11 protein-coding genes are annotated in these 11301 nt (G+C 39.5%); 3 read left to right on the top strand and 8 right to left on the bottom strand.

Annotated elements, in window-relative coordinates; translation table 11 throughout:
- Positions 1-173: 173 nt before the first annotated feature.
- Positions 174-983, bottom strand: coding sequence for a nucleoside triphosphate pyrophosphohydrolase (mazG, locus tag ACFFIP_RS07435; RefSeq protein WP_382386964.1), 810 nt, complete (start codon positions 981-983; stop codon positions 174-176).
- Between the two features lie 72 nt (positions 984-1055).
- On the opposite strand from mazG, the gene ACFFIP_RS07430 reads away from it, so the two are divergent.
- The 3 genes from ACFFIP_RS07430 (at position 1056) to ACFFIP_RS07420 (ending at position 3955) form a co-directional block, all read left to right on the top strand.
- Positions 1056-1286: a hypothetical protein gene (locus ACFFIP_RS07430; RefSeq protein WP_382386963.1), complete on the top strand. Its 231-nt coding sequence runs from the start codon at positions 1056-1058 to the stop codon at positions 1284-1286.
- 59 nt (positions 1287-1345) lie between these two features.
- Entirely contained in the window at positions 1346-2740 is a 1395-nt protein-coding gene (gene glmM / locus ACFFIP_RS07425) for a phosphoglucosamine mutase (protein WP_382386962.1), read from the top strand.
- Positions 2741-2812: 72 nt separating this feature from the next.
- Complete coding sequence (locus ACFFIP_RS07420; RefSeq protein WP_382386961.1) at positions 2813-3955, top strand: cysteine desulfurase family protein; 1143 nt, start codon at positions 2813-2815, stop codon at positions 3953-3955.
- A gap of 75 nt (positions 3956-4030) precedes the next feature.
- On the opposite strand, the gene ACFFIP_RS07415 is transcribed toward ACFFIP_RS07420, so the two are convergent.
- The 7 genes from ACFFIP_RS07415 to ACFFIP_RS07385 form a co-directional block, all read right to left on the bottom strand.
- Complete coding sequence (locus ACFFIP_RS07415) at positions 4031-4657, bottom strand: response regulator (protein WP_382386960.1); 627 nt, start codon at positions 4655-4657, stop codon at positions 4031-4033.
- 37 nt (positions 4658-4694) lie between these two features.
- Entirely contained in the window at positions 4695-5459 is a 765-nt protein-coding gene (locus ACFFIP_RS07410) for a sensor histidine kinase (RefSeq protein ID WP_382386959.1), read from the bottom strand.
- Between the two features lies 1 nt (position 5460).
- The gene (locus ACFFIP_RS07405) at positions 5461-6180 is read right to left on the bottom strand and encodes a hypothetical protein (RefSeq protein WP_382386958.1); all 720 of its coding nucleotides are present in this window, start codon (positions 6178-6180) and stop codon (positions 5461-5463) included.
- Between the two features lie 6 nt (positions 6181-6186).
- A complete protein-coding gene (locus ACFFIP_RS07400; protein ID WP_382386957.1) occupies positions 6187-6582 on the bottom strand; it encodes a hypothetical protein in 396 nt (131 codons plus the stop codon).
- Between the two features lie 472 nt (positions 6583-7054).
- The gene (locus tag ACFFIP_RS07395) at positions 7055-7726 is read right to left on the bottom strand and encodes a hypothetical protein (protein ID WP_382386956.1); all 672 of its coding nucleotides are present in this window, start codon (positions 7724-7726) and stop codon (positions 7055-7057) included.
- A 107-nt stretch (positions 7727-7833) separates the two neighbouring features.
- Entirely contained in the window at positions 7834-10794 is a 2961-nt protein-coding gene (secDF, locus tag ACFFIP_RS07390) for a protein translocase subunit SecDF (RefSeq protein WP_382386954.1), read from the bottom strand.
- Between the two features lie 81 nt (positions 10795-10875).
- Positions 10876-11241 (bottom strand): hypothetical protein, encoded by a 366-nt coding sequence (locus ACFFIP_RS07385; RefSeq protein ID WP_382386953.1) that lies wholly within the window; start codon positions 11239-11241, stop codon positions 10876-10878.
- Positions 11242-11301 lie beyond the last annotated feature (60 nt).

Raw genomic sequence — 11301 nt, 5'->3', positions numbered from 1 at the left:
TCGCTTCCAAAATAGAATATTCAAGAAGAAACCAGGTATTCAAGCGGAAATTCAGAGCTAAACTGAAATACTCAATGAATTACAAATCTATTTAATCACATTCCTTAACTTAACGGCATTAAATTATCAATTAGCAAAATCCAAAACTTAAAATCCAAACTTTAAACGCCAATTTAACTTTCCGAAATCTTTTTGGCTTCTTCCCAGTAGACATCCATTTCGGCGAGGGTCATGTCTTCAATATTTCTGCCGGCAGCACGGGCGGCATTTTCCAGGTATTGAAAGCGCTTGATAAACTTTAGATTGGTTCTTTCCAGAGCTTCCTCAGGGTTGATGTCAATAAATCTTGCATAGTTGATCAGCGAAAAAAGCAGATCTCCAAATTCTCCGGTGGCTTTTTCTTTGTTGATTTCTGATTCATGGCTGGCATTGAATTCTTCTTTGAATTCCTTCATTTCCTCTTCCACCTTTTCCCAGACCTGATGTTTTTCCTCCCAGTCAAATCCGACTCCTCGGGCCTTTTCCTGAATGCGCATAGCTTTGATTAGGGCAGGAAGTGATTTTGGGACGCCTCCCAATACAGAGACATTGCCCTTTTCTTTCAATTTGATTTTTTCCCAGTTTTGCTTGACGGTTTCCTCATCTTTGGCTTCAGTATCTCCATAGATATGCGGATGTCTTCGGATGAGTTTTTCACAGAGGCTGTCGATTACTGAACCTATATCAAAAGCTTCTTTTTCTGCACCTATTTTGGCATAAAAGACAATATGTAGGAGGATGTCCCCGAGTTCTTTTTTGATTTCTTCCAGGTTATTTTCCAGGATGGCATCCGATAGTTCAAAGGTTTCCTCAATGGTCAGGTGTCTGAGACTTTCCAAAGTCTGTTTCCTGTCCCAGGGACATTGCTCTCTGAGCTCATCCATAATGGTCAATAATCTATCAAATGCTGCTAACTGGGATTTTCTTGAAGACAAATCAGACATATGCTCGGGAAACTATTCTTATTGTGAGGACGTTTTGAAAGTATTACGTAAATTTGCGCAAATTATATTGATATGGCAACCTTGTATTTGACTTTAGGCTTTCTGGCACTGTTTTTCATTTTGATGTCAGTAAGGCTGATATTCATCAAAGATGGACAATTTAAAGGAACTTGTGCTTCCCAAAATCCTTACCTTAATAAAGATGGCGGCACTTGCAGTTATTGTGGCAAAACAGTAGATGCAGACAGCAGCTGTGGCAATCCTGACAATGAAGTGGACAAGGTATTGGCCAAATTCAAATAATAACCTTTTATTTTCCTGGGTTTTCCAGGATTTTTCAATTTTAACTAAATTATTTAACCGTGGCATTAATCAAATCGATTTCCGGTATCAGAGGTACTATTGGGGGTAAACCGGGAGAAGGTCTTACTCCATTGGATGTAGTCAAATTCACTTCCGCATATGGGTCTTGGGTTATCAGGCACACAAATAACCCCAAAGTAATCATCGGAAGAGATGCAAGAATTTCAGGAGAGATGGTTTCCAAATTGGTTTCAGCCACTCTTCAAGGATTGGGCATTCATGTAATTGATCTAGGTCTAAGTACCACCCCAACAGTGGAATTGGCTGTTCCTTTGGAAAAAGCAGGTGGGGGAATTATCCTTACAGCAAGCCATAATCCTATCCAATGGAATGCATTGAAACTGCTTAATGACAAAGGAGAGTTTATTTCGGATGCTGAAGGAAAGGCGATTCTGGAAAGTGCCGAAAATGAAGATTTCACTTTTGCAGAAGTCAAAAAATTAGGTTCTTATACCCTCATTGAGGATTATATTGACAGGCATGTGGAACATGTACTGGGCCTCAAGTTGGTGGATGTTGAAGCCATCAAAGCCCGTAAGTTTAAAGTAGTGGTTGATGCCGTGAATTCCACAGGTGGTATTGCTGTACCCAAATTGCTCCGTGCACTCGGGGTAGAAGATATAGAGGAGATGTATTGTACGCCTGATGGTCATTTTCCTCACAATCCTGAACCTCTTCCGGAGAACCTCAGGGATATTGCGGAGAAATTGAACAGAGGCAAATATGACCTGGGAATCGTAGTAGATCCTGATGTGGATAGGCTGTGCTTCATGAATGAAGATGGGTCTCCTTTCGGGGAAGAATATACACTGGTAGCTGTTGCTGATTATATCTTGGCCAATACGCCTGGCAATACTGTCTCTAATTTAAGTTCTACCAGGGCATTGAGAGATGTGACAGAAAAAAGAGGTGGGCAATACCAAGCTGCTGCAGTTGGAGAGGTAAATGTGGTCAATAAAATGAAGGAAACCAATGCCATCATAGGCGGAGAGGGTAATGGGGGTGTCATCTATCCTGAGTCCCATTATGGCCGTGATGCTTTGGTGGGTATTGGATTGTTTCTGACCCATTTGGCCAAATTTGGGAAGAGCATTTCCAGATTGAGGGCAAGCTATCCAAACTACCATATTTCCAAGAATAAAATTGAGCTCACTCCTGAAATTAATGTGGATAAGGTCTTAGAAGAGATCAAAAGGAAATATAGCAAACAGCCTATCAATGACATTGATGGCGTGAAAATTGAATTTGACAAAGAGTGGGTACACCTCAGAAAATCCAATACTGAGCCGATCATCCGTATCTATTCCGAATCAGAAACCCAGGCCACTGCCGAGCATTTGGCCAATAAATTAATCTTGGATATCAAGGAGGTAATATCTGCTTCCTTAATTTAATGTTGATTTCCCTGTCTTCGAAAGGATTCGGGTAATCAGGATGAACATAAACCCAGCCCAAATAATTGAACTATGAGAGTTTATCTTGACAATGCTGCCACCACGGCCATGGATGACCGGGTGATAGAAGCCATGCTACCATTCATGAAGCTTCACTATGGCAATCCCTCTTCGGTGCACAGTCATGGAAGAGAAGTAAGGTCTGCCATTGAAAAGGCGAGAAAGAAAGTGGCAGAATTGCTGAATGCTACCCCAACTGAGATATTTTTTACTTCAGGTGGTACAGAAGCAGATAATACTGCCATAGTTTGCGGGATCGAAACACACGGTATTACGCATGCGATTACTTCTCCGATTGAGCATCATGCAGTTTTACATACTTTGGAAGAATGTGCCAAAAAAGGGAAAGTCAAGTTAAGTATTCTAGATGTCAATGAAAAAGGAGAAATCGATCTAGGACAATTGGAAGCCTTGCTGAAGGCCAATCCAAAGTCATTTATTTCATTGATGCATGCCAATAATGAAATCGGGAATATTAATGATCTTAACCGCATTGGCGAGTTAGCCAGAACCTATGATGCATTCTTCCACTCTGACACTGTTCAGACCATGGGTCATTTTGTGCATGATCTCAAAACACTGCCTGTTGATGCCATCGTTGCTGGAGCGCATAAATTCCATGGCCCTAAAGGTTCAGGATTTTTGTATGTCAGAAAAGACAAAAAGATCCATCCCTTTATCCATGGTGGAGCGCAAGAAAGGAATATGCGTGGAGGAACTGAAAATGTCATTGGTATCGTAGGGATTGCCAAGGCACTTGAGCTGGCTTATGAGGACATGGGCAGTCATAGAAAGCATATTGAATCCTTGAAGACAAGATTCATGGAAGCTTTGAAAGAAAATATTCCGGGAGTAGCTTTCAATGGTCTTTCAGCCGATTTGAATAAAAGTTTGTATACCGTTTTGAATGTAAGTTTGCCGCCTTCAGAAGAAAATAGGGGCATGTTGCTCTTTAATTTGGATTTAAACGGAATCTCAGCTTCAGGAGGTTCAGCCTGCAGCAGCGGGGCGACAGTTGGTTCCCATGTGCTGAAAGCCATTGGCCATGATCCGGAAAGGGAATCTGTAAGATTTTCTTTCAGTAGGTTCAATACTGCAGAAGAAGTAGATTATACAGTCGAAAAATTGAAAGAGCTTTACGGTGTTACCGTATAAAGGAGTGTAGCTCTTTCTTACAATAAAAAAGGGGACAAAATACTGTCTCCTTTTTCTTTTTTGTATCAACCTGACTTAAAGATTCATTTCAATTGCTTTTTTGACCAATTCCACAGCAGAACTTACCCCTAATTTTTGATGGATTTTTTTGCGGTGAGATTCTACTGTATGTTGACTTAGGCAAAGAATTTCGGCAATTTCCTTATTTAGTTTTCCATCTTTAATAAGCCGGAGAATTTCAAGTTCCCTTCGGGAAAGTTTAAATCTCTCTTTAAAATGATCAGGGTATTTTCCATCATCCTGTTGAAACATGAGTTTTTCAAATCCCTGAATATAATTTCCTTCATGGACTTCCCGGATGGTATAGATGAGTTCATCCGGATCGGAACCTTTCAGGACATAGGCATCTGCCCCAAGCTTGATGCATTTTTCATAAAGTTCTTTATCATCATACATGGATAGGACGATCACTTTGTTGTCCTTACCCATCTTTTTGACGGCTTCAATCACTCCTGTACCATCCATTTTTGGCATATTCATGTCTGTCAGCACAACATCTACAAGATTATCTTCTAAAAATTCAATCAGTTCTAAGCCATTGGGGAAAAGTCCCTTGATGACAAAATCCTCTTCTTCTTCCAAAAGACTTTCAATACCTTTTGCAAACATTTTGTGGTCATCGGCAATGGCTATGCTGATCATAATCTTTTGGCTAGGATTTTAATTATGAAAAGATAGGTCAAGCAATTGAATTTGGCAAGGACAGTTTGATATCTGTACCTTTTCCAATGATGGATTGCACTTGTATATTTCCACCTATAGTCGCTATACGGTTTTTCAGGTTAAACATGCCTGAACCACTGCTTTCCTGAGATGTGTCAAAACCTTTTCCATCATCCTTGATCCTGATTTCCAGTTGGTCATCTTGAAAGTCCATGCTGATGGTAATATTTTCAGGTTGGGCATGCTTGATGGCATTGTTCAGGCATTCTTGTAATATTCTGATGAGGATTAGTTTTCTGTCTTTATCCAATGTGAATTCTTTTCCCTTAAGATTAAAATGGGTTTGACAAAATTCTGCACTTTGGAGTTTTTCAAGTTCTTTTTCAATAAACTCTCTTAGGCTAATCGTCTCCACCCAATCCAGATTCAGTGTTTTGGACAAAGCCCTGACTTCTTTGATAATCTGGTTCATCATACTTTTCCCTTCAGAGACTTTTTCGGGCTTGGAACTGGAGAGGTTCATTTTAGCCAAAGAGAGTAATTGCCCGATATTGTCATGCAATTCCCTGCCTACATGGGAAAGGGTATTTTCCTGGATTTCTTTTTCAGCATTCAGGATGGTTTTTTCAAATTCAGCTTGGACAGCAGCAAGTCTTTGCTTGTTCTGTAACTGTTTCTGCCTGTGAATGACCACCATTACCACGATAAAAGACCCCATAATCAGCATGAGGAAGAAGCCCATCAGAACGATCACAAACAAATCACTGGCATTGCTTTCCATGTTACCCGTTCGTTTTTATACTTTGTTGATTATTGATTCTTTCATCTAAAATCGCGGCAGAATCCCCATCCTTAAACAAAAATGGAATATAGAATGCTAATCCCATGATCAAATACATCAAGGCAGCAAGGATTCTGTTCATTAGCGCCAAAGAACTGTACAGTTGGATATCTAATTTAAGCCAAATATTCGTCGAAATAAAAAATAGGAAAGAAGCACTGTAAAAAAAGAATAAAAATGAAACGATCCAAAAATATGGCAGCTTGACCAATTGGATGTCCTGATAGTTATTTTGGAAAATAATGGTGTAATAGAAATAGATGGATGTGAAAATGATTAGAACACTGGCAAGGGCATAGGAGTATGTTTGAAAAAGAAATATAGTCTGGAAAAAAAGACTGATGATAATGCCGGAAAGGAAAAGCGACAAACCTGCTGCCATCAACCATTTATTTAATTTTTTACTTTCAAAAACAAATGAAAACAAATATAGGATGAGGTAGGTCTCGAGATGGATAAAGAACAAATTGTAATAAATCACATTCGGGATTCCATTGTTAGACATGTAAAAACCGGCAATCTCTAAAGTGAATGCCAACAATAAAATGCAAAAAACGATAAGATGGCCCTTTTTATACTTGTGGGCAATCAAAAAGTTGGGAATGCTCAAAAGCATTCCCAAACCAATGAAGGCTATATACCAATTGAAATATTGTAACATATTAGATTAAGGATTGCAACCTGGAGGACAAAGATAACCGCCATTTTTTAGGTTAGAATCATCATCACTGCTGCTTTTCATGAGGGATACGTCTTCAAAATCAGTTTCCGTTTTATTGCAAGGTGCCAACACCAAAGAAATTCTCCCTATGTATTCTTCTCTTTTTGCCCTGCCTTCAGGGATCATGCTGAGCGTATCCTTATCATATTGACCAAAATACATTTTAATACCTCCCTTTTCAGCATCTGTCATATCTATCAGTTCTTGCAAAGTTTTCCTGTCAAACCAAACCCAATCCGTCTGATCTTCAATATCTTTCCCATTTTGGCCTCTTGCTTTTTTGGACTTTTTTCCATGTTTGTTGTAGGCTTCAATAAATTTCCTGAATTCTTCTGGTTTCATGTTGTAGTGGTTTAAAAGTTCAAATTATGTAAATTAAAATCATCCCCAAATTAATCTTTTTCTGGTACTTTATGGTAGTTTTTGCTTAAATATGATAGATAATCAGCTACTCCTATTGTCGATACAACTTGCCTCTTTTAGTGTTAAAACACAATCCTACTGTTTCTGTCAGGATCAAATCAATGCCAATCTAATAGTTCAAAGAGGGAAAATACACTAACCAAGCAGTAAAAAAAATTCAAAGAAGACAACCCAGAGGATCAACGCCCAAAGGAGCGTTTCCCCGCTTAATTAGTTTAAATTGGAATTTCGTAAAAAACAAAAGGTACACAAAATGATGGATACTGGTGAAATCACTACATTGTAGGGTAAGAAGGAATCCAAAAATTCTTGAAAAAAAATGGAATTGATACCAAGCCAAATAGAAAAAGACAAAGGTTTCAATCATTACGATTAAATAGAAGGTTTGAACCTACTCAATAACCAACTTTTTCTTATATATCCAAGGCAACATAAATGCCAAACCAAAAACCAAATACATCAATCCAGCCACCAGCTTATTGATGGTAAATAATAAATGCACATTGTCCAATACTAAGACGGGGCGGAATTGATAGGCCCCAAAAAGTAGGATGGCTTCTATATAAAATAATAATATAGCCCAGCAGATCCAAAAGTGGGGTAAGAGAACCAAATTGTAATCTGCATATACCCTCAAATTCATCAGATTTGTCAGGAATCTGACTGCCAGAACTATGATAAGTAGGGCAAATGGTAAAAAGGAATAGAACTGGAATACTTGAGTAAGTGATTGGAAAAACAAACTATTGATCAGCCCCAAAGCCAATAATCCCAAAGAGATGTAAAATATGCTCCTTTTAAATTTTTCATTGAATTCCAGCAAATTGAAATAATAAATCAATAAGAAAGACTCTATATAAACCCAGCCAATGTTGTAAAGTAGAGAATTGTTGATGCTTTTGGATGCAGTGTAACTACCTGCCAATTCCATGATCAAAACCAGAAAAAGGGTGAAGGCAATAACCTTATGGGCGATTAATTCTTTTCCTTTTTTATCCTTAAGAAGGATAAGGGAAACCAAAAATCCTATAGCTATAGCGAGATGATAAAAATTTCCGAACATTACCTTGTATTATCCCTACAAAGGTATGTACTAATATAAACTAAAAAATCCCCTGTACAGGGGATTTTTTGGTAAAAACAGGAACAGTTTGCACTATTCTTATGATGTTATGCTTTCTTTTTGCCAGCGGTTTCTGCTAGAGCTTCGGCCTCAATCTCTCTTTTCATCAAGTCAACTACCACAGGGGTAGCGATATAAATAGAAGAGTAAGTACCTACTACAACACCGATAAACAAGGCAAAAGAGAACCCTCTAAGCACTTCACCACCAAAGATGAGGAGTACAATAACCACGATTAAAGTAGTCAAAGAAGTGATCAAAGTTCTGGCCATGGTTTGATTGATGGCATCATTGAACATCTTCACCAGTTTGGAAGTGCCTCTGTTTTCGATATTTTCCCTGATACGGTCAAATACAATCACCGTATCGTTGATGGAGTAACCTACTACCGTCAATACCGCTGCGATAAATACTTGGTCAATTTCGAAAGTAGCACCCAAGGCAGATGCAATGGCAAATGCGGCAATCACGAAGAATACATCATGCACCAAGGCTATAATGGAGCCAAGAGAGAACTGCCACTTACGGAATCTCAATAAGATATATAAGAAGATAGCAACCAAAGCAAAGAACATTGCCTCAGCAGAAGATTTTTTGATATCATCCGCAACGGTAGCCCCCACTTTTGAAGAGCCAGTGATTGCAAACTGACTATCAGAAAGGTTGGTTGCATCTGTAGAATAGGTTAGTCCTGTGATGGAAGCGATTCCTTCTCTTACTTTTTGTTCCACTTCCGCATTAGAAGCATCATCATCTTCATTGATCAAATAAGAAGTGGTCACTTTCATGATGTTGTTGGCACCATAGGTTTTCACCTCTACAGAACCATCAAATTCACCATCAAGACCAACTTTAAGATCACTTGCTGCTATAGGCTGATTGAATTCAACGATATAGGACCTACCACCGGTAAAGTCTACACCGAATTTCAGTCCATTTACAGCAGCAATACCCAGACCGATTATGATGATACCGGTAGAAATCAGGTAAGCCACTTTTCTCTTGCTCAAGAAGTCAATATTCAGGTTACTCAATTTGTCACCTGCAATTGGCGAAGAGAAAGAAATGCTGCTCTTATCTCCTTTTTTGGTCATCCAATGTACAATTACTCTCGTAATAAACACAGCAGAGAAGAAGGAAGAAGCAATACCGATCATCAATACGATGGCAAATCCTTTTACGGGTCCCTGACCCAATGCATAAAGGATGGCACCGGTTAGGAAGGTCGTTACGTTGGAGTCAAGGATAGCAGAGAAAGCTTTACTGTAACCTTCATTAATGGCAGCCATAATTCCAGCACCGTTTTTCAACTCTTCTTTGATTCTTTCAAAGATCAGAACGTTGGCATCAATGGACATACCGATAGTCAATACAATACCAGCGATACCAGGCAAGGTCAATGCAGCACCTAACTGGGCAAGGATACCCAAGATGAAGAAGATGTTGAATACTAATGCAGCAATCGCCACAAACCCACCTTTAGAGTAGTAAGCAACCATAAAGAGAACAACCAAAACCAAACCGGCTACCATAGAGATGATACCTTGGCCTTGAGCCTCTTTACCTAAAGTTGGACCAATGATGGCTTCTTCTACGATCTTGGTAGGAGCAGGAAGGGAACCTGATTTTAGGATGTTTGCCAAGTCTTTCGCCTCTTCAAGGGTGAAGTTACCAGTGATTTCAGACTGACCGGATGGAATTTCACTTTGTACGACTGGAGCAGTGTAGACATAGTCATCAAGTACTACTGCGATTCTTCTGCCAATACTTTCAGAAGTGATTTTTCTCCACCTTCTGGCACCATCAGCATTCATTTGCATGCTTACAGCAGGTCTAGAGGTCTGGTCCAAAGTCTGACGAGCATCTGTAATCACATCACCTTCTAATGGCGCTTGGTCGCTAGCTCTGTTATATTTGATACCGAAAAGCTCCAATAATTCCATGTTGTCCATTACCTGAGGCTTTACAGCCCAAAGGAATTTCACATTTCTTGGAAGCAGTGATTTTACATCTTCTCTTGCCAAAATTCTGTTGATGGCCACAGTATCCCTTACTTCATATACTAATCCCTGATTTGATTTCAGTAAGGAGAATAATGGAGAAACCTGAGAAGATAGGTCTGCTGAATCAGTTCCGGCCAATTGTTTTTCCAAGTCCGTGGCAGTGTCATCTTCTGTATCTGTTTCAGGAGTGGAGCCAGCAGTTCCTTTTGCTGCCTGGGCTTCTGCCACCAAAAGGCTGTTAACTGATTCAAGCTCAGCCAAGAATTCATTGATTTCAGCAACTTCCCAGAATTGTAGTTTGGCAACACCCTGCAAAAGGTTTCTTACCCTTTCGGCATTGCTTACACCTGGAAGCTCGATCTGAATTCTACCTGAGCCTTGGATTCTTTGAATATTTGGTTGGGATGTACCAAAACGGTCAACCCTTGTTCTTAGAATATTGAAAGAACGCTCGATTGCATTTTCGACCTCTGTGTCGATGATCGCTAGAATGTCTGCATCAGAGGATTCTAAAGAGATCCTTCCTCTGTTGGCTGCGGTAGCGAAAATTTCACTTAGTTTTCTATTGCCAGCATTTTGTTGCCAAGCAGTGTAGAAAAGGTTTACAAACTTCTCATTAGTAGTTTTAGCAGCTTCAGTAGCCAAGTCCAAAGAAGCATTGAAAGTGGCATCTTTGCTGTTACCTGAAAGTCCTTTGACAATTTCAACCGGAGACACCTCCAAGGTCACATGCATACCTCCTTGAAGGTCAAGACCTAAGCCCAATTCTGTTTCTTTGATCTCTTTGTAGGTGAATTTAGCACCTAGAAAGTTGTAAACAGGTTCTCTGTAGATAGAATCCAGATAAGATTGCTGTTTGACATAATCTACATTACCTGATGCATCTGTGGCATATTCCACAGCTTTGTTTTGGATGTTGTTCGATACGAATGTAAATGACAGGTAGTACAGACATAATGCTGTAACAATTACTGTCAAAAACACCACGAGACCTTTGTTACGCATGATATTTAAGTTTAATTGATTACTGAATATTGAATGGATTGGCTATAATAAGCCGAATAGTGTGGGGATGAGTTAAAAAGATCAGGGAGCATTGGTGGAAATAATCCGCTCCAAGAGAATTTCCCAAAAAGGAATATTGAGGGCTACAGATACTTGCTGTCCTGAAATCCCTGGTTTTTCAAATGTGATGGTTTCGTAGATCAAGTGGAAAACCTGTTGGCCTACTACAGTCACAAAAGGAACTACCGCATCTACAGCAACATTTAAAAATGTCTGGTTTTCCGCAGACTGTTCGCTATTATTACTGGTTTCTTTTTTAGTGGATTCCTGATCTGAAATGTGTTGAGGGAGATATTCAGCACCGGAAATCAGCATACAGAAAAACAGCACCAGCATCAATGTGGCGCGCTGTTTCCAGATGGCGATATGGTTCTGCTTTTTTCTCACGGGGAGCAAATATAGAAAGATTTGCAAATTCAAGCACTTGAAAGCTAAAAAATCTAAAAG

It is taken from the genome of Fontibacter flavus (genome assembly GCF_042432905.1).
Lineage (GTDB): Bacteria > Bacteroidota > Bacteroidia > Cytophagales > Cyclobacteriaceae > Fontibacter > Fontibacter flavus.
This window is presented reverse-complemented; position numbering and strand designations above follow the sequence as displayed.